The 19,163-nt window shown below is 63.4% G+C and carries 24 protein-coding genes and 1 pseudogene; 14 read left to right on the forward strand and 11 right to left on the reverse strand.

What is annotated here, in order from left to right; genetic code table 11:
- The first annotated feature begins 58 nt into the window (after positions 1-58).
- The 5 genes from NLY37_RS18355 to NLY37_RS18375 all read left to right on the forward strand — a co-directional run bounded on the left by NLY37_RS18355 (position 59) and on the right by NLY37_RS18375 (position 3,981).
- Entirely contained in the window at positions 59-967 is a 909-nt protein-coding gene (locus NLY37_RS18355) for a ribokinase (protein ID WP_023740841.1), read from the forward strand.
- Positions 964-2,424 (forward strand): amidase, encoded by a 1,461-nt coding sequence (locus NLY37_RS18360; RefSeq protein ID WP_031245918.1) that lies wholly within the window; start codon positions 964-966, stop codon positions 2,422-2,424. The genes NLY37_RS18355 and NLY37_RS18360 overlap by 4 nt, the downstream gene beginning before the upstream one ends.
- A 97-nt stretch (positions 2,425-2,521) precedes the next feature.
- On the forward strand, positions 2,522-3,136 hold the full coding sequence (locus NLY37_RS18365; protein WP_023728526.1) for a LysE family translocator: 615 nt from the start codon (positions 2,522-2,524) through the stop codon (positions 3,134-3,136).
- A 142-nt stretch (positions 3,137-3,278) separates the two neighbouring features.
- On the forward strand, positions 3,279-3,551 hold the full coding sequence (locus NLY37_RS18370) for a hypothetical protein (RefSeq protein WP_023712342.1): 273 nt from the start codon (positions 3,279-3,281) through the stop codon (positions 3,549-3,551).
- Between the two features lie 58 nt (positions 3,552-3,609).
- Positions 3,610-3,981, forward strand: coding sequence for a hypothetical protein (locus NLY37_RS18375; RefSeq protein ID WP_023712341.1), 372 nt, complete (start codon positions 3,610-3,612; stop codon positions 3,979-3,981).
- 61 nt (positions 3,982-4,042) lie between these two features.
- Here NLY37_RS18375 and NLY37_RS18380 read toward each other — a convergent pair whose 3' ends face one another.
- Positions 4,043-4,984: a nucleoside hydrolase gene (locus NLY37_RS18380; protein ID WP_023669740.1), complete on the reverse strand. Its 942-nt coding sequence runs from the start codon at positions 4,982-4,984 to the stop codon at positions 4,043-4,045.
- A gap of 144 nt (positions 4,985-5,128) precedes the next feature.
- Here NLY37_RS18380 and NLY37_RS18385 point away from each other — a divergent pair, with 144 nt between their 5' ends.
- A complete protein-coding gene (locus NLY37_RS18385) occupies positions 5,129-5,554 on the forward strand; it encodes an Hsp20 family protein (protein ID WP_023669741.1) in 426 nt (141 codons plus the stop codon).
- A gap of 64 nt (positions 5,555-5,618) precedes the next feature.
- A complete protein-coding gene (locus NLY37_RS18390) occupies positions 5,619-5,876 on the forward strand; it encodes a BQ00720 family protein (RefSeq protein WP_023683072.1) in 258 nt (85 codons plus the stop codon).
- A 71-nt stretch (positions 5,877-5,947) separates the two neighbouring features.
- On the opposite strand, the gene ptsN is transcribed toward NLY37_RS18390, so the two are convergent.
- The 6 genes from ptsN to lptC form a co-directional block, all read right to left on the reverse strand.
- Complete coding sequence (gene ptsN, locus NLY37_RS18395; protein ID WP_023669743.1) at positions 5,948-6,412, reverse strand: PTS IIA-like nitrogen regulatory protein PtsN; 465 nt, start codon at positions 6,410-6,412, stop codon at positions 5,948-5,950.
- Positions 6,413-6,520: 108 nt separating this feature from the next.
- Positions 6,521-7,105 (reverse strand): ribosome hibernation-promoting factor, HPF/YfiA family, encoded by a 585-nt coding sequence (gene hpf / locus NLY37_RS18400; protein ID WP_023683071.1) that lies wholly within the window; start codon positions 7,103-7,105, stop codon positions 6,521-6,523.
- Positions 7,106-7,502: 397 nt separating this feature from the next.
- Entirely contained in the window at positions 7,503-9,029 is a 1,527-nt protein-coding gene (rpoN, locus tag NLY37_RS18405; RefSeq protein ID WP_023740839.1) for an RNA polymerase factor sigma-54, read from the reverse strand.
- A gap of 212 nt (positions 9,030-9,241) precedes the next feature.
- Entirely contained in the window at positions 9,242-10,060 is an 819-nt protein-coding gene (gene lptB, locus NLY37_RS18410) for an LPS export ABC transporter ATP-binding protein (RefSeq protein ID WP_023700100.1), read from the reverse strand.
- On the reverse strand, positions 10,057-10,641 hold the full coding sequence (locus NLY37_RS18415) for an LptA/OstA family protein (protein WP_023683069.1): 585 nt from the start codon (positions 10,639-10,641) through the stop codon (positions 10,057-10,059). Before NLY37_RS18415 ends, lptB begins: the two co-directional genes overlap by 4 nt.
- Entirely contained in the window at positions 10,628-11,341 is a 714-nt protein-coding gene (lptC, locus tag NLY37_RS18420; RefSeq protein ID WP_023740838.1) for an LPS export ABC transporter periplasmic protein LptC, read from the reverse strand. Before lptC ends, NLY37_RS18415 begins: the two co-directional genes overlap by 14 nt.
- 293 nt (positions 11,342-11,634) lie before the next feature.
- Between lptC and sppA the strand changes: the two genes are divergently transcribed.
- The 4 genes from sppA to lhpI all read left to right on the forward strand — a co-directional run bounded on the left by sppA (position 11,635) and on the right by lhpI (position 14,350).
- The gene (gene sppA / locus NLY37_RS18425) at positions 11,635-12,591 is read left to right on the forward strand and encodes a signal peptide peptidase SppA (RefSeq protein ID WP_023698204.1); all 957 of its coding nucleotides are present in this window, start codon (positions 11,635-11,637) and stop codon (positions 12,589-12,591) included.
- 80 nt (positions 12,592-12,671) lie between these two features.
- Positions 12,672-12,956, forward strand: a complete 285-nt coding sequence (locus NLY37_RS18430) for an integration host factor subunit beta (RefSeq protein WP_006200394.1) — start codon at positions 12,672-12,674, stop codon at positions 12,954-12,956.
- Between the two features lie 52 nt (positions 12,957-13,008).
- Positions 13,009-13,353, forward strand: a complete 345-nt coding sequence (locus NLY37_RS18435; protein WP_023691965.1) for a lipopolysaccharide assembly protein LapA domain-containing protein — start codon at positions 13,009-13,011, stop codon at positions 13,351-13,353.
- Between the two features lie 31 nt (positions 13,354-13,384).
- Positions 13,385-14,350 (forward strand): bifunctional Delta(1)-pyrroline-2-carboxylate/Delta(1)-piperideine-2-carboxylate reductase, encoded by a 966-nt coding sequence (gene lhpI, locus NLY37_RS18440; RefSeq protein ID WP_023714119.1) that lies wholly within the window; start codon positions 13,385-13,387, stop codon positions 14,348-14,350.
- Here the strand turns inward: lhpI and NLY37_RS18445 are convergent.
- The 4 genes and pseudogenes from NLY37_RS18445 to NLY37_RS18460 form a co-directional block, all read right to left on the reverse strand.
- Positions 14,340-14,762, reverse strand: coding sequence for a VOC family protein (locus NLY37_RS18445; RefSeq protein WP_023714120.1), 423 nt, complete (start codon positions 14,760-14,762; stop codon positions 14,340-14,342). The two genes, lhpI and NLY37_RS18445, sit on opposite strands and share 11 nt — an antisense overlap.
- A gap of 134 nt (positions 14,763-14,896) precedes the next feature.
- Positions 14,897-15,313, reverse strand: a pseudogene (locus tag NLY37_RS18450) (EVE domain-containing protein); the annotation flags it as partial.
- A complete protein-coding gene (locus tag NLY37_RS18455; RefSeq protein ID WP_023740837.1) occupies positions 15,310-15,720 on the reverse strand; it encodes a VOC family protein in 411 nt (136 codons plus the stop codon). The gene NLY37_RS18455 and the pseudogene NLY37_RS18450, both read right to left, overlap by 4 nt.
- A 91-nt stretch (positions 15,721-15,811) precedes the next feature.
- Positions 15,812-16,510 (reverse strand): helix-turn-helix transcriptional regulator, encoded by a 699-nt coding sequence (locus NLY37_RS18460; protein WP_023740836.1) that lies wholly within the window; start codon positions 16,508-16,510, stop codon positions 15,812-15,814.
- A gap of 126 nt (positions 16,511-16,636) precedes the next feature.
- On the opposite strand from NLY37_RS18460, the gene NLY37_RS18465 reads away from it, so the two are divergent.
- From NLY37_RS18465 to lspA, 3 genes are read left to right on the forward strand one after another with little or no spacing between them, the layout of a single operon-like run.
- Positions 16,637-17,719 (forward strand): RsmD family RNA methyltransferase, encoded by a 1,083-nt coding sequence (locus NLY37_RS18465; protein ID WP_023740835.1) that lies wholly within the window; start codon positions 16,637-16,639, stop codon positions 17,717-17,719.
- A 34-nt stretch (positions 17,720-17,753) separates the two neighbouring features.
- Positions 17,754-18,611 (forward strand): TrmH family RNA methyltransferase, encoded by an 858-nt coding sequence (locus tag NLY37_RS18470; RefSeq protein ID WP_023683061.1) that lies wholly within the window; start codon positions 17,754-17,756, stop codon positions 18,609-18,611.
- On the forward strand, positions 18,608-19,096 hold the full coding sequence (gene lspA / locus NLY37_RS18475) for a signal peptidase II (protein ID WP_023740834.1): 489 nt from the start codon (positions 18,608-18,610) through the stop codon (positions 19,094-19,096). Before NLY37_RS18470 ends, lspA begins: the two co-directional genes overlap by 4 nt.
- Positions 19,097-19,163: the final 67 nt, after the last annotated feature.

Here is a 19,163-nt window from a genome sequence, read left to right on the forward strand (position 1 = left end):
GCTCTGGCAAGCCGCCGGCTTACAGGTTAGCTTCCCGCGCATTCCGCAGGAGGCTTTCTTGATCATCGTTGTCGGCTCGATCAACCTCGACCTTATCGCCAATGTCGACCGCCTGCCTTCGCCGGGCGAGACGGTCCGCGGCTCCGGCTTCGCCACCGCGCCCGGCGGCAAGGGCGCCAACCAGGCGCTGGCTGCGGCGCGCGCCGGCGCCAAGGTGCGCATGGTCGGCGCCGTCGGCAAGGACAATTTCGCAACCGAAGCCCTGGCTTTGCTCGTGGCCGGCAAGGTCGATCTCTCCGGCGTCGGCCAGAGCTTCGCCTCCACCGGCACGGCGCTGATCCTCGTCGGCGCCGATGGCGAGAATGTCATTGCCGTGGTGCCGGGCGCCAATGATTCGGTGCTGCCCGGCGATCTCGCCAAGGCTTTCCTTGCGAAGGGCGACGTCGTCCTGCTGCAGCACGAGATCCCGTTGCAGACTGTCGATGCAGCGCTCGACGCCGCACGCGCCGCCGCCGCGGTCACCGTGCTCAACACCGCGCCGTTCCGTAGCGAGGCGGCAGCGTTGCTCGGCAAGGCCGACTACGCCGTCGCCAACGAAACCGAATTCGACCTTTACGGCGAGGCGCTGTCGCTGAAAGGCCGCGACCGCCCGGCGCGCATGCGCGACTTCGCCCGCAAGACCGGCCGCACCATCGTCGTCACGCTCGGCGGCGACGGCGTGCTGGCGGCGACCCCGGAGGATTTCCTGACCGTGCCGGCGCTGAAGATCACGCCGGTCGACACCGTCGGGGCCGGCGATACTTTTTGCGGTTATCTCGCCGCCGGGCTGGCGTCCAACCTGCCGCTGGAGCAGGCTCTCACCCGCGCCGCAGCCGCCGGCTCGCTCGCCTGCCTGAAGCCCGGCGCCCAGCCGGCCATCCCGCTGGCCGCGGATGTGGACACCGCCCTGCGCAACAACGCCGGATGACAGCCCTGCGCCCCGCAACGAAGCACGCCGTGCCCCCCGCCGGCGACATCTGCCGGATGTCCGCTGTCGACCTGGCCGAGGCGATCCGGCTGCGCCGCCTGTCCGTGCGCGAGTTGGTCGCCGCATTCCTTGACCGCATCGACACGGCAAACCCGCTGGTCAATGCCATCGTCTCGTTGCGCGAGCGCTCCGACATCCTGCGCGAGGCCGACGCGGCGGACGCGCATCTAGCGCAAGGCGGGCCGGCCGGCTCGCTGTTTGGCCTGCCGATGGCGATAAAAGACCTCGCCATGACGCGCGGCTTGAGGACCAGTTTCGGCTCGCCGATCTTCGCCGATTTCGTGCCGCAGGAGGATGATTTCTTCGTCGAGCGCATCCGCAAGGCCGGCGGCATCATCATCGGCAAGACCAACGTTCCCGAATTCGGGCTGGGATCCAACACCTACAATAATGTTTTCGGACCGACGCTGAACGCGTTCGATCCGGCGCTGACCGCCGGCGGCTCGAGCGGCGGCGCAGCGGTCGCCCTTGCGCTCGACATGGTCCCGGTCGCCGACGGCAGCGATTTCGGCGGCTCGCTCCGCAATCCGGCGGCGTGGAACAATGTCTTTGGCTTCCGCCCGTCGCAGGGCCTTGTCCCCGGTGGGCCGGACCTCGAAGTCTTTCATGCCCAGATGGGCATAGACGGGCCGATGGGCCGCAGCATCAGCGACATGGCGCTGCTGCTCGATGTGCAGGCGGGCTACCACCCGCACGCGCCGCTGTCTTGGGAGAAACCCGGCTCGTTCCTCGAAGGGCTGGCAACGCCGGCAAGCGGCGGCCGCGTCGGCTGGCTCGGTGATCTCGGCGGTCACCTGCCGGTAGAGCCTGGCATCCTCGATCTGTGCGAGGCCGCACTCGGCCGCTTCGCGGAGGCATCCTTCCTGACCGAGCCCTTGCTGCCGGATTTCGATTTCGAGGCACTGTGGCAAGCCTTCGTGACGCTGCGGCAGGCGAGCAGCGGCTCGGCGCTGAAAGTCCATTATGACGACCTACACAAGCGCGCCCTGCTGAAGCCGGAAGCCGTCTGGGAGGTGGAGAACGCCATGCGGCTGACGGCGCCGCAGATCCGCGCGGCCTCGGTCATCCGCACCTCCTGGCACCGGACGCTGCTGTCGCTGTTCGAGCGCTTCGATCTCATCGCGGTGCCGACTGCGCAAGTGTTTCCTTTCGACGTCGACATCCACTGGCCGCGCGAAGTCGGCGGACGCGCCATGGACAGCTACCATCGCTGGATGCAGGTTTCGGCCTTCGCCACGCTCGGCGGCTGTCCGGCGCTCAATGTGCCTGTCGGCTTCGACGACAAAGGCCGCCCCATGGGCATGCAGTTGATCGGCCGGCCGCGCGGCGACCTCGCCGTGCTCAGGGCCGGAGCGGCCTATGAGGCGACCTTGCCTTGGCAGGTGGGGGCGTCCTGACGCGAGGGGCGGCACGGTCTGCGACCGGCTTGCACCAGCCCCGCCGCCATGCATTGATTGCAGCCAGCCGCCTAAGCGCATCCTCGAGGAAATCCCCATGTCGCTGGAACTCTACGCCGCCTATGTCCTTGCCTGCATCGTCATCATCCTGGTGCCCGGTCCGACTGTGACGCTGATCATCGCCAACAGCATCCGCCACGGCGCGCGCGCCGGGCTTGCCAATGTCGCCGGCACGCAGGCCGGGCTTGCCATCATGATCGCCATCGTCGGCATCGGCCTCAACACGCTGATCGCGGGCATGGGCCACTGGTTCGAATGGGTGCGTCTGATCGGCGCCGCCTATCTGATCTGGATGGGGGTGCAGATGTTCCGCGCCAAGGGCACGCTGAACGCCGACGGCACGGCGAGAAAGCCGCGTGGCGGCTTCTTCCTGCAGGGTCTGCTGGTGGCGCTGAGCAACCCCAAGACCCTGGTGTTCTTCGGCGCCTTCTTCCCGCAATTCATCGCCCCGCAGGGCAATTACACCCTGCAGATCGTCGTCATGGGCCTTACCGCCATGATCTTTGCCGCCGTCTCGGACTCGACCTACGCGCTCGCCGCCAGCCGCGCCGGCCGCCTGCTCTCGGCCAGCCGCATCAAGCTGATGTCCAGGATCAGCGGCAGCTTTCTGGTCGGCGGCGGCCTGTGGCTGGCGTTTTCCAAGGCGAAGTGACGACCGCCAACGGTCGTTCCCAACGGAGCCGGTACGTGAAGGCTGATTGAAAGTCAGTCTTCACGCCACCACATGAATCGGCGTGGGGGGATTCACGTCGATGTCATGGACTTACGCTGGCATAAAAAGGGACGCGCCCGGCGTGATCCTGATCGTCGTCCTGTTTGCGGTGATGGTTCCTTCGGCTCTCTACAAATGGACGAATGATGCGAGCCCCATCCGGTCGGTCGAGCCAATCGACGCAACGGTCAAAAGTACCCATTCAGACAACGGCCGCACGCTTTATCTGGTTGCACTCGAAACCGGTTCGTCCATTCTTGTCGAAGACGACCTCCCGCATCTGATCGGCGCGCCGGCAAGATTGGAGCGCGTCACGCGCGAGAATGGATCGACCTTCTACAGGTTCGCAAATTGAACTACCGCCGGTCACGATACCAATGAAACGCAGCGTCCTTGCTGTCAGGTGATACGCATTGGCCAAGGCTCGGCATTCCCTTGCCTGGATGACCCTGCAGGAGAACCTCAGGGGCATCCTCATCACCATCCTCGTCGTGGGCGTTTGCGCCCTTGCAATTGGCATCCCGATTGCGAGGCAAAGCAGCCCCATCGTCAATGTCGAACGCCTGACCGGTACAGTGGTCAACGTTCTCAACGCTCCTGCAAGTCCCGAGGTCGCGATCGGCAGCGGGTTCCGTTACTTGTATGGAATTCGCCTCGATGAAAATGACGGCCTGGTGTTTGCATATGACAACACGACAGTGCCGAGAGCCATTGGCTCCAAGGTTTCGATCGAGCGGCAGCGTCGCCGCAACGATACCGAAACATACCGCCTGCTTCGCGAATAAGTGCACAGGTATCGCCCAGAAGCGCTAAGCCCCTGGGCGAACGATCTGTATCAAGGCAGGCTTAAAGCCGAGCCAACCGCTCCACCAGCAGCGCAAAGAACGCGTCATGGTCGATGTCGCGCATCACCATGGCGTTCTTCGGCCGCTTGGTCACGCCCCACCAGTCGATCACGGTCATGCCCATGGTGAGTTCGGAGGCGGTTTCGACGGTGACGTTGCAGTTGCGGCCCTTGAACAGCTCCGGCTTCAACAGATAGGCGATGACGCAGGGGTCGTGCAGCGGGCCGCCATCGGTGCCGTATTTCTCCTCGTCGAAGCGCTCGAAGAACTCCAGCATCTCGGCCGTCGCGGTGCCGACCCGGGTGCCGAGCTGGCGGATGGCCTGCGTGCGCTTGGCCGTGGTCAGCGCCTTGTGGGTAACGTCGAGCGGCATCATGACGATCGGAATGCCGGATTTGAACACCAGGTCGGCGGCTTGCGGATCGACATAGATGTTGAATTCTGCGGTCGGCGTGACATTGCCGCCTTCGAAGAAACCGCCGCCCATCAGTACGATTTCCTTGATGCGCGGCGCGATCTTCGGCTCACGGATCAGCGCCAGCGCGACATTGGTGAGCGGGCCGAGCGCGCACAGCGTGATCGTGCCGGCCTCTTCCTTCATCAGCGTCTCGACGATGAAGTCGACCGCATACTGGCCCTGCAGCTTCATCTTCGGATCGGGCAGTTGCGGGCCGTTGAGGCCGGTCTTGCCATGCACTTCCTCGGCGGTGACCAGCTCGCGCGCCAACGGGCGGATGGCGCCTGCATAGACCTTGATGTCGGGCCGGCCGGCCAGTTCGCAGATTTTCCTGGCGTTCTTTTCGGTCAATTTCAGCGGCACGTTGCCGGCAACAGCAGAGATGCCGACGATCTCCAGCTCGGCGCTGCCGAGCGCCAGCAATATGGCGACGGCATCGTCCTGGCCGGGATCCGTGTCGATGATGATCTTGCGGGTCTGGGGCATTTCATTTCCTTATGCGGGGGAGTCTTTTTGGCGGGGGTGTTCGGCGGCTTGAACTTGGCCGCGGCGCGGACCATATCAAGACCATCGGGAAAAATGCCATCCGGGTTTTTCCAGTTTATGTCGCTCCAAAGAGGACAGTGTAACATGAGCCGAATGACGCCCTTCTCCAGCCCGCTTCTCCTTGGTTTCGATGCCATGGAAAAGACCCTGGAACGACTGGCGAAATCCGGTGACAGTTATCCTCCCTACAACATCGAGCGCCTCAGCGGTGCTGACGGCAAGGCCGAAAGGCTGCGCATTACGCTGGCTGTCGCGGGTTTCGCCGAAAGCGATCTCGATGTCACCACGGAGGAAAACCAGTTGGTCGTGCGCGGCCGTCAAACCGACGACACCGAGCGCGAATTCCTCCATCGCGGCATCGCCGCGCGCCAATTCCAGCGCTGTTTCGTGCTGGCCGACGGCATGCGGGTGATCGCAGCGGAACTGAAGAACGGCCTTTTGTCGATCGATCTCGATCGGCCGGATACCGAACGGCTGGTACGGAAAATAAATATATCGGTGAAAGACTGATCTTTACCGATGGCTCTCATGCGGGATGGCCTTGAGCGGCGTCCTCGCGCCAAGGAGGCTTGAAATGACCAGAACTGACGAAACCATCACCATGACCAGCGGCGAATTCGCCCATCTCGGCGAAGGCTCGGTCGCTTATCTCCGGAAGGTCTCGAGCGACGAGCTGCTCGGGCGCTTCCCCAACCTCGGCGAAATAGCGCCTGGTATGGTCCTGTGGGCCCTGTTTGCCGCCAACGGCCAGCCGATCCTGCTTTCGGATGCGAAAGACCGGGCTTTGGCCGGCGCCATGGAAAACGACCTGACCACTGTCGCCATTCACTAAGGCGACTGCTGGCGGTTGAAATGGAGAGGGCCGCCTTCGGCGGCCCCTGGAAGACTTAATTCCAAAGAACTTCAGGCGGCGTGCGAGGCTTGCGTGTCCGACAGCAGAGCGTGGATGGCGACCGCGTCGCGCGTGCCCCTGATCTTGGCCACCGTGTCGGCGTCGCGCAAAACCCTGGCGATGCGCGACAGTGCCTTGAGGTGATCGGCGCCGGCGCCTTCCGGGGCCAGCAGCAAGAACACCAGATCGACCGGCTGGTCATCCAGGGCCTCGAAATCGACCGGCGTCTCCAGCCGGGCAAAGACGCCGGCGATGCGCTTCACCCCGGCGAGCTTGCCGTGCGGAATGGCGATGCCGTTGCCGACGCCGGTGGAGCCCAGCCGTTCGCGCTGCAGGATGGTGTCGAACACTTCGCGCTCCGGAATGCCGGAAATCGCCGCCGCTCTCTCGGACAGCAACTGCAAAAGCTGCTTTTTGGAGTTCGCCTTCAACGCCGGCAAGATCGCCGGAACGTTGAGAAGATCGCTCAGATCCATATTTGAAATCCCTTATTCGCCTGCCGTCGCCAGTCCTCGCCCCTCGCGCGGCTGGCTATTATCCCTGTGCGACCATTGTCGTCACCTGTGCGACCATTGTCGTTGTCGTCACGCCTGTGCGACTTTGGTCGTCGACGGGTCGATCCAGCCGATATTTCCGTCCGGCCGCCGATAGACGATGTTGAGGTGGTCGTTTCCGGCGTTGCGGAAGACGAAAACCGGGCTGTCCTTGGTGTCGAGTTCGATAACCGCCGACGCCACCGACATGGTCTGCAGCGTCATGGTTGATTCGGCGACGATGGCCGGGGCGTAGTCCTCCGGAATGTCCTCATCGTCATCGGTCAGCGGCGCCATCACCGTATAGGCGATGTCGGTGATTTCACCATTTCCAGTGCCTGAATTGTGCGATTTCAGACGGCGTTTGTAGCGCCGCAGCCTGGTTTCGAGGCGGTCCGCGGCCGCCTCGAAGGCAAGTGTCGGATCCTGGGAATCGCCGGTTGCCTGCAGCGAAGCGCCGGAATCCAGCCTGATCATGCAATCGGCCGAGTAACGCGACCCCGATTTGATGACCGTGACGTGCCCTGAAAAACCGCGATCGAAATATTTTCCAATCGCCTCGCCGACACGATCGGTAATGCGCGTACGCAACGCATCGCCGATATCCATGTGTTTACCCGATATGCGCAATTTCATCTGAAAACTGACCTTCCTTGCTCAGGCTTCAAACTGGCCAGAGTTTATACTCGTGATCCGTGCGCACAAGCTTTGCGGCGTCAACTCGCGCCGATTTTAGATCCGAACTTTCCGGTTGATCACAATCCGCCTTCTTGGCCGTCCCGTGGCCTTCATCGTGACGGACCATCCGCATGCGGGCCGCGAGCCCGTCTCATGCGGGCGGGCTTCTAGACACTTCATTGCAGCTTGTCAATTAATGCATGTCGCCCAGAAGTGCGCTGCGGTTCTGGGACAACGACATGCATCAAAACAAAGACTTAAAGCGCGTCGTATGAATCCGTTTCAGCGCGATGCGCTTTAAGGTCGGAAAGTTGTGGAATCCAGCCATAGCAAAAGCCTTGCCGGGCAAGCAGACCTAGCGCCCCGCGCTCGCCAGAGCGCGCTTTTCACGCCGCCGCTGCACCGACGAGGGAATATTCATACCCTCCCGGTACTTGGCCACCGTGCGCCGGGCAATATCGACGCCGCTTTCCTTCAACATGTCGACGATTGCGTCATCGGACAGCACATCGGCGGGCTTTTCCTCGTCGATCAGCTGCTTGATGCGGTCGCGCACCGCTTCCGAGGAATGCGCATCACCGCCGCCCGACGCCGCGATCGAAGCCGTGAAGAAATAACGCAGCTCGAACACGCCACGCGGCGTCAGCATGTATTTGTTGGCCGTCACCCGGCTGACGGTCGATTCATGCATGCCGATGGCATCGGCCACCGTGCGTAGGTTGAGCGGCCTGAGCTGACGCACGCCATGGACGAGAAAAGCGTCCTGCTGGCGCACGATTTCCGACGCCACTTTCAGGATCGTCTTTGCCCGCTGGTCGAGACTGCGCGTCAGCCAGTTGGCATTCTGCAGGCATTCGGCCAGGAAATCCTTCTCCGCCTGATTCTTCGCATGCGGCGAGACCTGGGCGAAATAGATGTGATCGACAAGCACGCGCGGCAGCGTCTCGGCATTGAGCTCGACCGTCCAGCTGCCGTCATTGGCGGCGCGGACTTCGACATCGGCGACGATGGCGTCGCTGGCGCCGCCCGAAAACGCCATGCCCGGGCGCGGGTCGAGCGCGCGGATTTCGGCCAACATGTCGAGGAGATCCTCCTCGTCGACCCCGCAAAGCCGCTTCAGCGTCTGGAAATCGCGCCGCGCCAACAGTTCGAGGTTGCCGACCAGCATCTTCATCGCCGGATCGAGACGATCGCGCATGGCAAGCTGCAGCGACAGGCATTCGGCAAGGTCGCGCGCAAACAGGCCGACCGGCTCGAATGTGTGGCAGGCTGCCAGCACATTGGCCACCATCGCCTGATCGGCGCCGAGCCGTTTGGCGATCTCGGCGGGATCGGCGCGCAGATAGCCGGCCTCGTCCAGGCCGTCGGCCAGTTCGGCTGCGATCAGCCTTGCGGCCGGATCGGCAAAGGCAAGCGCGATCTGCTCGCCGACATGCTGGCGCAGCGTGATCGCCGCGGCGGCCATGTCGCCGACGTCGAAGCCTTCGGACGAACCGGACGAACCATTGCCGGTGGCCGACTTCCACTGCGCCGTCAGGTCGGGACCGAGCCGCTCGCTGGTGCCGGGATCGTCAGGGAACAGATTTTCCAGCGAGCTGTCGAGCTTGTCGGAGATCGCTTCGGCGCTCCACGCCGTCTCGTTTTCGAACCAGTCGCCATCGGCGGCAGGCTCAGGAGCGACATCGCCCTTCTGCACCTGGTCGCCTGCGGCGTCATCCTGGGGCTCGGCGCGCTCCAGCAGCGGATTGCGCTCGATCTCGTCGTCGATGAAGTGGTCGAGCTCGACATGGGTGAGCTGCAACAGCCTGATCGACTGCATCAGCTGCGGCGTCATCACCAGCGACTGGGATTGTCGTAGCTGTAGTTTCGCCGCCAACGCCATGGTTCGGTTTCAAACGCCCTTCTGCACCCGGAAGCCTACACATCAGAAGCTGCCGAAAATGAATTTTCCGACCTTCCATAGAAACTGGCCCGGCTTTTGCTTGTCAAGGCGAACGATGGCAAAAGGCGCCTACCGAAGCATTATCTCACGCAAAATCGGAGAAAAAAGCCCCGCGGGGCGGCAAAAATCACGTCAGGAAACAAATTTCACGCTCAGAGCGTGAAACCTTCGCCCAGGTAGAGCCGGCGCACATCGGGGTTCGCCACCACCTCGTCGGCACGGCCATGCGTCAGCACCTGGCCGGCATGGATGATGTAGGCGCGGTCGATGAGGCCGAGCGTTTCGCGCACATTGTGGTCGGTAATCAGCACGCCGATGCCGCGCGCCGTCAGATGACGAACCAGCTGCTGGATGTCGGCGACGGCAATCGGGTCGATGCCGGCGAACGGCTCGTCGAGCAGCATGTAGGCCGGGCGCGTCGCCAAAGCGCGGGCGATCTCAAGACGTCGCCGCTCGCCACCCGACAGCGACATGGACGGCGACTTGCGCAGATGGCTGATGTGAAATTCCTCGAGCAGTTCGTCGAGATTGCGCTCGCGCACCTTGCGGTCCTTCTCAACCACTTCGAGCACGGCGCGGATGTTCTGCTCGACATTCAGGCCGCGGAAGATCGAGGCTTCCTGCGGCAAATAGCCGATGCCGAGGCGGGCGCGGCGGTACATCGGCATCGAGGTGACGTCGAAACCGTCGATCTCGATCGTGCCCTCATCGACCGGCACCAGGCCGGTGACCATGTAGAAACAGGTGGTCTTGCCGGCGCCGTTCGGCCCGAGCAGCCCGACAGCCTCGCCGGCGCGCACGCCGATGGTGACACCACTGACCACCTTGCGGCCCTTGTAGCTCTTGGTCAGACCCTTGGCGATCAGGGTGCCCTTGAACTTCGCGGAATCGACGGTGACTGTGGCCGGTGCAGCAAGTTTACTGGCCGCCCGTCCCGGAAGGCGGGTCAGCAGCGAAGATACGCCAGTCATTCGGGCTTCGGGGCCTCGGATTTCGGTGGCGGCGTCATCGACATGATGACGCGCCCGCCGCAGCCATCGACCTGAGCCAGGCCGCTTTTCATCTGCACGGTGAGCTTGCAGCCCTTGAGGACGTTGGGTCCTTGGGACAAGACGACCTCCTTGCCCGACAGGACGAGAACCTGCGTCTTCATGTCGAACGTGGCGTTGTCGCCGGTGGCGATCTGGTCATTCGACTTGATGTAGACTTTGTTCTTGACCACCAGATGGTCGATATTGGCCGAACCGGTCATCGCCGAAGCGCCGGCGGCAGCACCTTTGGCGGCGTTGGGGTCCTTGACGTAGTAGACCTCCATGCTGCCGGCCTTGAGCAGCGTTGGCCCTTGCGTGACGGTGACGTTGCCGCTGAACAGCGCCATGCTGTCGGCCTGGCGGACCTCAAGTTTGTCGCTCTCGATCTGGATCGGCTGGTCGCCCGACAGTTTGAGCCCGGATTGGCTGCTGGCGCTGGACTGAGCCCAGGACGGCGCCATACCCAGCAACAGCAAGGCCGAGGCTGCGGCGACAAGCCGTGCCGAATTACTGGGACGCATTCGTTTCTCCGCTCTTTGCCTCTGCCGCCTTCATAGTGGCCGGATCGATGTGAACGCTTACCTTGTTCTCGAAAACGATGACCTTGCCATTGTCTTCGACCGACATTGAACCCGCGGTGATCCGCGAGCCGTTACGGCTGACATCGACCGCATCACCTGTCTTCATAGAGCCTTTGCCCATATCGAGGAAGACCGATTTGAAGATGGCAGCGACGCCGTCGGTGGTGGTGACGGTAACGTTGCTGGTCATGTCCATCGTGTTGGCGTTTCTGTTGTAGATGCCGCGCTTGGCGTCGACGGTCGCCACATTGTCGGCCGTCAGCGGCAATTTGGCATGGATGCCTTCGAGTTCGATGATGTCCTGCTTGCCGACATCCTGGATGGCGCGCAAGGCCATCAGCGAATAGGGCAGCTTGTCCTTGGTGAAGCCGTTGAGCTTCGGATTGGCCATCACCAGCTTGCCATCCGCGAAAGCGGTGCCGTCTGCCTGTATCGAAATGCTGATCGGCGCCGCCAGATAGGAATAGACCGGAAACGCAACCGCGATCCCTGCGGCAAGCACCGGCACGGCAAACTTAAGCACGCGCACGCGGCGCGAGTGGCGCTGGGCGCGGTCGAAGGCGTCGCCGCGCGTGCCCGCTGGCGCCGTGGGCGCCAAGGCCGCATCGGCATTGGTCGGTTCGTTCGATCGCGCAAGCATGACTGACTTCTAATAAACCCTTGTCCGCCAAAACACCTGCTATAGGTGGGTTGCCGGCCCCCGCAAGCAAGCACAAGCGGAGGAAAACCGCAAAAATGTGACGGCCGCTGTTTTACAGACGGAACTCAGGCGACACAATTTCGCACTTCATAGCAGAAACGAACGCACCGCGTCATTTTTTCCTGAATGCCTCCGTCGTGAAGGTCGCTTCGTCGCAGGCTCTTGAGGAAGAGGTAGCCGGGCGCGGACGCTTGCTTTAAAAGCATCGCTTCCCACCGACTGTGAGGCAGACCATGGCACTGAGAGCCGACGACCTGATCGACCGCCGCCGCTTGCGGCGCAAGCTGACCTTCTGGCGCGGCGCCGCCATTGCCATCGTGGCCCTTGGGGTGATTGCGCTTGCAAGCTGGTTCTATGGCGGCGACCTCGGCGGTTCTTCCGTCGACCACATCGCCAAGGTCAGGATCGAAGGCACCATCACCGAGGACGAGGAACTGATCAAGCGGCTGGAAACGATCCGCACATCCTCGCAAGTCAAGGGCGTCATCCTGGCGATCGATTCGCCCGGCGGCACCACGGTCGGCGGTGAATCGATCTACGAGGAGGTGCGCAAGCTTGCCGCCGACAAGCCGGTGGTGGCCGAGGTCGGCACGCTGGCCGCATCGGCCGGCTACATGATCGCCAGTGCCAGCGACCATATCGTTGCCCGCAAGACGTCGATCGTCGGCTCGATCGGTGTGCTCATCCAGTATCCCGATGTCAGCGGTCTGATGGACAAGGTCGGCATCAAGCTCGAGGAAGTGAAATCCTCGCCGCTGAAGGCATCGCCCTCGCCCTTCAAGCCGACCAATGAAGACGAGCGAGCCATGGTCCGCAAGCTCATTCTCGACAGCTATGACTGGTTTGTCGGCATCGTCGCCGAGCGCCGCAAGATGACCCGCGATCAGGCACTGGCCCTTGCCGACGGCTCGATCTTCACCGGCCGCCAGGGCCTTGCCAACGGTCTGATCGACGCTGTCGGCGGCGAGAGCGTGGCGATCGACTGGCTGGCGACCAAGGGTGTCGACGCCAAGCTCAAGGTGGTGGAATGGAAGGACACCGAGCGGCGTGGCGGCTTCCTGTTCTCGAAAGCAATAGCGCGCAGCGTCGGCAGCGCGCTCGGCCTGTCGGAGGCCGGCAGCGACGTGCTTCACGAAATTGGCGCGGATCGCTTGTTTCTTGACGGTCTCGTTTCCGTCTGGCACCCTTGATCTGCCGGTTGGGGCGAGTAAAAAAGCAAATAAAATCATCCTGATAATTTGACCGCAGCGCTTTCACGGGGACCTTTCTGATGATCAAATCCGAGCTTGTGCAGATCATTGCCACGCGCAACCCGCATCTTTTCCTGCGCGACGTCGAAAACATCGTGGGAGCGATCTTCGACGAGATCACCGATGCCCTAGCGGAAGGCAATCGGGTCGAGTTGCGTGGCTTCGGCGCTTTTTCGGTGAAGAATCGCCCTGCCCGCACCGGCCGCAACCCGCGCACCGGCGAATCCGTCGAGGTCGAGGAGAAGTGGGTGCCGTTCTTCAAGACCGGAAAGGAATTGCGTGAAAGGCTGAATGGCGGCAAGTAGGCGCGGACCACGCGCCGACCTTATCAAGGCCTGCCTTCTCCAGGGAATCTCTATGTTGAACCGCTTCATACTTATCGTGGTCTTCGTGCCGCTCGCCGTCATCCTGATTGCGCTGGCCGTCGCCAACCGCGAGCTGGTCGCCTTCACGCTCGACCCGTTCAACCCCGGCAATCCGAAACTGACGCTGACCTTGCCGCTGTTCATCTTCCTGTTCGTGGCGCTCGCCATCGGCATGGTCGTCGGCAGCCTGGCGACCTGGGTCAAGCAGGGCCGCTACCGCAAGCTGGCGCGCCAGCGCGGGGTCGAGGCCGAGAATTTGCGCCAGGCGGTCAGCCGTATACCCGCCGTGCAGCAGGGCGCGGCCACCGGGCCGGCGCTGCCGAAGCCAACGGCCTGAAGCCGAAGCTTTTATCTTCGCGGAGTTTTGCATGCTGACCATTTCGGCCGACGCTGTCGACCAGGCGCTGACCTTTCCCGGGCTGGTCGAGACATTGCGCGCGGCCTTCCGCGAGGGTGCTGTGCAACCCGTCCGCCATCATCACGGAGTCGAACGGCCCGACGGTGCCACTTCCACGCTGCTGTTGATGCCGGCGTGGACCGACTTCCATGCGGCCGGCACGTCGGTCGGCGGTCATATCGGCGTCAAGATCGTCACCGTATCGCCCGACAACAACGCCATCGGCAAACCGGCGGTAATGGGGCTCTACCTCCTGCTCAACGGCGCCACCGGCGAGCCCGAAGCGCTGATCGACGGCCAACGGCTGACACAGTGGCGCACCGCTTGCGCCTCGGCGGTGGCGGCCTCCTATCTCGCCTGCGAGGACGCATCGCGGCTTCTGGTGGTCGGCGCCGGCGCGCTGTCGCCGTTCCTCGCCAAGGCGCACTCCGCGGTGCGGCCGATCAAGACCATCCGCATCTGGAACCGCACGCCCGCCAATGCCGAAAAGGTCGCGGCTGATTTGCGCGCGGACGGTTTCAACGCCGAGGCCGCAAGCGATCTCGACGCCGAACTCGCCGAGGCCGACATCGTCTCATCGGCGACGATCACGACGACGCCGCTGGTCAAGGGTGCGCTGCTCAAGCCGGGCGCGCATGTCGATCTGGTCGGCGGCTTCACGCCGACCATGCGCGAGAGCGACGACGACGCGATCGCGCGCGCCCGCGTCTATGTCGACACCCGCGCCGGCGCCACCAAGGAAGCCGGCGACATCGTCCAGCCGCTCGCCTCCGGCGTGCTGAAGCCGGAAGCCATCGTCGCCGATTTGCATGAGCTGGCGCGCGGGGAAAAACAGGGCCGGCAGAGCCCCACTGAGGTCACGCTGTTCAAGTCGGTCGGCGCCGCGCTTGAGGACCTTGCCGCCGGCATTGCCGTCTACAACGCGCTCAAGCAGTAGCGTCTGCGCCGGTTCTGCGATCGAACTTCCTGATCGCTTCCGCGCTGACCGGGGTGAAGAAGTTCACCAGATTGCCATCGGGATCGCGCAGCAGCAGCGACCGGTTACCCCATGGCATCGTCGTCGGCGTCTGTACGAAATCGCCGATAATTTTCGCCAGCCTGCTGTACTCAGCATCAACATCGGCGACGCGAAACTCGATGATCGCTGAGCGATTGGCGGCCGGCTGCGCCACATCAGTTCCGAACAGGGCCAGCGTGCGGGTGCTGCCGATCGCCAGTGTGCAGGACGGCGTTGCCAGTTCGGCGAAATCGTCTGTGAACCAGGTTGCGGTAAGCCCGGTGATCGTGTCGTAGAATGCCACCAAGGGCTTGATCTGATCGGTAATGATGCGGATCGAGACGAAGTCCATCTTATTCTCCTGGGCAAGCGCGACGCTATCTGAAGACAATCGCTTGTCGCACAAGGCTGCTGACAACTTGGTGTCAGCAGCCTTGTCACGGTGCCTTGCCGATCCGGCGGCTGGATGCTTGAGCCTGCCTTCATGGCAGCGCCCATCGCCTCGGCGATCAGCGCGAAATCATGCGCGGCAATTTCGAACAGGCCAAAGCGCAGCTGGTAACCCCAGTTCGATTTGCCCGCGGTGAAGTCGAGCTGCTCGAGCAGCGGCTTGATCGGCGCCTCCTCGGCCTTGGCCCATTCGACATCCCTGCGGAACGGCGTGAAGCCACCGCCCATGTCGCCCTGGTAAGGCTCGCCTTCTCGCACGGTGCCGATTGCCGTGAAGGCCTGCAGGCCGTCCTTCTCGCGCAGAATTGTGGTCGGCGAGTAGTAGATGATGCCGTCGCCGGGCTTGATGCGGCGCAAAGGTGCCGCCTTGCCGTGGTTGACCTGCATGAAGCCGGCCTCGCGGCCGCGCCGGACATGTTCGGCGGAAGCGACCGCGATCCAGTGGGCACTCATTTCTGTTCTCCATTGGCCTGTTCCCCATTGGCCTGTTCTCCGTCGTTCAGCCAGTAGACGCGCAGCCGGTGCTCGTCGGGATCGAGCGCAACGAAGGTGCGGCCGAAGTCCATGTCGGTCGGCGTCTGCAGAATGGTCAAGCCGCGTCCTGCCCAGTCCGTGTAAGCGGCGTCCACCGCATCAGGCCGGTCCAACGCGAAGACGAGCTCCGCACCGCCGCCCGCGGCTGCGGCCGCCGGCTCCACGGTGTGGCGCGACCACAGGCCGAGCTTGAAGCCATTGTCGAGCACGAACAGCACGAAGGTCGGCGACGTCTCCACCGGCTGGCGTCCCAGCAGCGCACCGTAGAAGGCGCCGCTCCGCTCCGGGCTGTCGACATAAAGGATGACGAAATTGGGGGTGTTCATGTCTGCTCTCCAGGGTTTCGATTGGAGGAGCATAGGTGACCCCACTGTCAGATTCTGGCAGCAGCGGCTTGCGAGGGCGTAGAAAGGAGCATTAAGCGCCGGGCTGGCGCTTCGGTGCGTCCAGCGTCGCGCGCCATTCCTTCAGCAGCGCCTGCCGACGACGTGGATAGCGGATATCCGTGGTGTTGAGCCCCGACATCCGGTCGGCGCGAAAATGTCTGAAATCCTGCCGCGTCTCGCACCAGGCCACCACCACCCGCACCTTGTCGAAAAAGCCGAGCGCGAATGGCCAGATCAAGCGCTCGGAGGCGGCGCCGCCGGCATCGCGGTAAAGAAAGCCGAGTTTTCTCTCGTTGCGGATCGCCTGGCGCACCAGGCCAAGGTCGATGCTTTCGACAGCATCGCCGTGCGGCCCGACCAAAAGCGCGGTCGCATCGAGGTCCTCGCGCAGATCATCCGGCAGCACAGCGGCGATCTTGGCCAGCGCGTCGGTGGCGGCGGCCGACAGCCGCTTGTCCGGTTGTCTGGCAACCCAACGCGATCCCAGAACGATGGCCTCGATCTCCTCGTCGGTGAACATCAGTGGCGGCAGCATGAAGCCGGGTTTCAGCACATAGCCCAGCCCAGCCTCGCCCTCGATCGGCGTGCCTTGCCCCTGCAGCGTGGCAATGTCGCGGTAGAGCGTTCGGATCGAAACGTCCATCTCGCCGGCAAGCGTGCGACCGCTCACCGGCCGGCGATGCCGGCGCAGGATCTGGATCAAGTCGAGCAGGCGTTCGGAACGGGACATGATTCGAGATTTGCCTGTTTCCTCAGCGAGGTCCACCACCTCAGACATTCGCACGCTGGACCATTTTGTTTGCGCAGCCGGTGACCCTATGTCAAAAGCGGCCTGCCCCTCCGGAGACGCTCCTGCTTGAAGTCCTTTCGCGACAAACGCCGCGACAACCGTCCGCCCGCAAAGGGCAGGACCGAACACGCGCGGCCGCAGCCGGGCACCGTACCAGTCCGACCCGAAGCCAGACAGCCACGCCACGAAACAAAACCGGACGCCCGGTCTGATCCGAAGCCCGCCCCCCGTATCCTGGCGCGTCGCGAAGGCATCCTGCCCACTGAGCGCCTGCCGGTGATCCTCGAAGTGGCGCCCAATCGGGATTATGCGCTGCTCGACAGCGGTGCCGGCGAGAAGCTCGAACAATACGGCCCCTACCGCATCGTGCGGCCCGAGGGACAGGCGATCTGGCAAAAGGCCTTGCCCGCCAGGGACTGGGACCGCGCCGACGCCATCTTCACCGGCGACACCGACGAAGAAGGCATCGGCCGCTGGCGGTTCCCGAAGGTACCGCTGGGCGAGACCTGGCCGATGAAGCATGACGGCATCGACTATCTCGGCCGCTTCACCTCGTTTCGCCATGTCGGCGTCTTCCCCGAGCAGGCTTCGCACTGGGACCATATGGCCAGCCTGATCGCGGCGGCCAACCGCCCGGTCAAGGTGCTGAACCTGTTCGGCTATACCGGGCTCGCGTCTCTCGTAGCCGCCCGTGCCGGCGCCGAGGTCACCCATGTCGATGCCTCCAGGAAGGCGGTCGGCTGGGCGCGCGAAAACCAGGAAATGGCCGGTCTCGGCAGCAAGCCGATCCGCTGGATCGTTGACGATGCAGTGAAATTCGTCGAGCGCGAAGAGCGCCGCGGCAGCCGCTACGACATCATCCTGTTCGACCCGCCCGCCTATGGCCGCGGCCCCAAGGGCGAGGTCTGGCAGTTGTTCGAGGACCTGCCCGGCCTGACCGATCTTTGCCGCGCGATCCTGACGCCGAAACCGCTCACCGTGGTGCTGACCGCCTATTCCATCCGCGCCTCCTTCTTCGCCGTCCATGCCTTGATGCGCGACACCTTTGCCGGCATGGGCGGCACCGTTGAATCAGGCGAACTGATCATCCGCGAGCAATCCGCCGGCCGGGCGCTGTCGACATCGCTGTTTTCGCGCTGGGTGGCCTGAATGCCCGGGAGACCTGAATGCCCGGGAGTCCCGAATGAATGAGCGGCACGCAGGTGCGCCCGGGCAGGTCAAGGAAGTCACCAGCCTTGCCAATCCGCTGATCAAGGACATCAAGGCGCTCGCCCAGAAGAAATTCCGCGACCAGCAGAACGCCTTCATGGCCGAAGGGCTGAAGCTGGTCATCGACGCCCTCGACCTCGGCTGGTCGATCAGGACGCTGGTTTTCGCCAAGGCCGGACGCGGCAATGCGGCGGTCGAAAAGGTGGCGGCGCGCACGGTTGCCGCCGGCGGCACCGTGCTCGAAGTGTCCGAAAAAGTGCTGGTCGCCATCACCCGCCGTGACAATCCGCAAATGGTGGTCGGCGTCTTCCGGCAAAAACTGCTGCCGCTAAGAGACATCCGCGCTCACGACGGCGACGTCTGGGTGGCGCTCGACCGGGTGCGCGATCCCGGCAATCTCGGCACCGTCATCCGCACCGTCGATGCCGTCGGCGCCAAGGGCGTCATCCTGGTCGGCGAGACTACCGATCCTTTTTCTGTCGAGACCGTGCGCGCCACCATGGGCTCGATCTTCGCCGTGCCGGTGACCAAGGCGACGCCGGAAGCATTTCTGGCTTGGCGAAACAGCTTCTCGGGCCTGGTGGTCGGCACCCATCTGAAGGGTGCGGTCGACTACCGCTCGGTCGATTTCTCCCGAGGACCGGTGCTCTTGATGATGGGCAATGAGCAGCAGGGCCTGCCCGACAATCTGGCGGAAAGCTGCGACCGGCTGCTGCGGATTCCGCAGGCCGGCCGCGCCGATTCACTCAATTTGGCGGTCGCCACCGGAATCATGCTGTTCGAGATCCGGCGCGGCGCGCTGAAACTTGCCCCCGAGGACGCCACATCGTGAAATCATGGTCTCCCTATGCGCTGCTGGTGGTGGTGGCAATCGCGCTCGACCAGTGGATAAAGCATCTGATCGAGACCGGCCTCGCCTTTCAGGAAAGGCTCGACCTGATGCCGTTCCTGGCGCTGTTTCGCACCTACAATACCGGTATTGCCTTTTCGATGTTCTCGTCTTTCGGCGACACCGGCCTGGTCGTCATCGCGGTCGTCGTCGTCGCCTTCGTGCTTTATCTGGCAACGCGTACGCCATCCGGCCATGTGCTGGCCCGCATCGGCTTTGCCCTGATCATCGGCGGCGCGATCGGCAATCTGATCGACCGCGCCGTCTACGGCCACGTCATCGACTATATATTGTTCCACACGCCGGTATGGTCCTTCGCCGTCTTCAACCTCGCCGATGCCTTCATTTCGGCCGGCGCGGCGCTGGTCGTCTTCGACGAGTTCATCGGCTGGCGGCGCGAGGCCAAGCCGCAAGGCCCAGAAGCCTGACGGCCCGACTCTTTTGACCAATTGACCTCGCCGGACGGTCGCCGCACAGTTCGGCCAGAGCCAGCCA

The organism is Mesorhizobium sp. C395A (assembly GCF_030323205.1).
Taxonomy (GTDB): Bacteria; Pseudomonadota; Alphaproteobacteria; order Rhizobiales; family Rhizobiaceae; genus Mesorhizobium.

What these genes read in the sequence shown, in the direction of transcription:
- NLY37_RS18360 (WP_031245918.1), top strand. Translation starts at nt 964, where the DNA reads ATGACAGCCCTGCGCCCCGCAACGAAGCACGCCGTGCCCCCCGCCGGC.
- NLY37_RS18365 (WP_023728526.1), top strand. Translation starts at nt 2,522, where the DNA reads ATGTCGCTGGAACTCTACGCCGCCTATGTCCTTGCCTGCATCGTCATC.
- NLY37_RS18380 (WP_023669740.1), bottom strand. Translation starts at nt 4,984, where the DNA reads ATGCCCCAGACCCGCAAGATCATCATCGACACGGATCCCGGCCAGGAC.
- NLY37_RS18385 (WP_023669741.1), top strand. Translation starts at nt 5,129, where the DNA reads ATGAGCCGAATGACGCCCTTCTCCAGCCCGCTTCTCCTTGGTTTCGAT.
- NLY37_RS18390 (WP_023683072.1), top strand. Translation starts at nt 5,619, where the DNA reads ATGACCAGAACTGACGAAACCATCACCATGACCAGCGGCGAATTCGCC.
- ptsN (WP_023669743.1), bottom strand. Translation starts at nt 6,412, where the DNA reads ATGGATCTGAGCGATCTTCTCAACGTTCCGGCGATCTTGCCGGCGTTG.
- hpf (WP_023683071.1), bottom strand. Translation starts at nt 7,105, where the DNA reads ATGAAATTGCGCATATCGGGTAAACACATGGATATCGGCGATGCGTTG.
- rpoN (WP_023740839.1), bottom strand. Translation starts at nt 9,029, where the DNA reads ATGGCGTTGGCGGCGAAACTACAGCTACGACAATCCCAGTCGCTGGTG.
- lptB (WP_023700100.1), bottom strand. Translation starts at nt 10,060, where the DNA reads ATGACTGGCGTATCTTCGCTGCTGACCCGCCTTCCGGGACGGGCGGCC.
- NLY37_RS18415 (WP_023683069.1), bottom strand. Translation starts at nt 10,641, where the DNA reads ATGCGTCCCAGTAATTCGGCACGGCTTGTCGCCGCAGCCTCGGCCTTG.
- lptC (WP_023740838.1), bottom strand. Translation starts at nt 11,341, where the DNA reads ATGCTTGCGCGATCGAACGAACCGACCAATGCCGATGCGGCCTTGGCG.
- sppA (WP_023698204.1), top strand. Translation starts at nt 11,635, where the DNA reads ATGGCACTGAGAGCCGACGACCTGATCGACCGCCGCCGCTTGCGGCGC.
- NLY37_RS18430 (WP_006200394.1), top strand. Translation starts at nt 12,672, where the DNA reads ATGATCAAATCCGAGCTTGTGCAGATCATTGCCACGCGCAACCCGCAT.
- NLY37_RS18435 (WP_023691965.1), top strand. Translation starts at nt 13,009, where the DNA reads ATGTTGAACCGCTTCATACTTATCGTGGTCTTCGTGCCGCTCGCCGTC.
- lhpI (WP_023714119.1), top strand. Translation starts at nt 13,385, where the DNA reads ATGCTGACCATTTCGGCCGACGCTGTCGACCAGGCGCTGACCTTTCCC.
- NLY37_RS18445 (WP_023714120.1), bottom strand. Translation starts at nt 14,762, where the DNA reads ATGGACTTCGTCTCGATCCGCATCATTACCGATCAGATCAAGCCCTTG.
- NLY37_RS18455 (WP_023740837.1), bottom strand. Translation starts at nt 15,720, where the DNA reads ATGAACACCCCCAATTTCGTCATCCTTTATGTCGACAGCCCGGAGCGG.
- NLY37_RS18460 (WP_023740836.1), bottom strand. Translation starts at nt 16,510, where the DNA reads ATGTCCCGTTCCGAACGCCTGCTCGACTTGATCCAGATCCTGCGCCGG.
- NLY37_RS18470 (WP_023683061.1), top strand. Translation starts at nt 17,754, where the DNA reads ATGAATGAGCGGCACGCAGGTGCGCCCGGGCAGGTCAAGGAAGTCACC.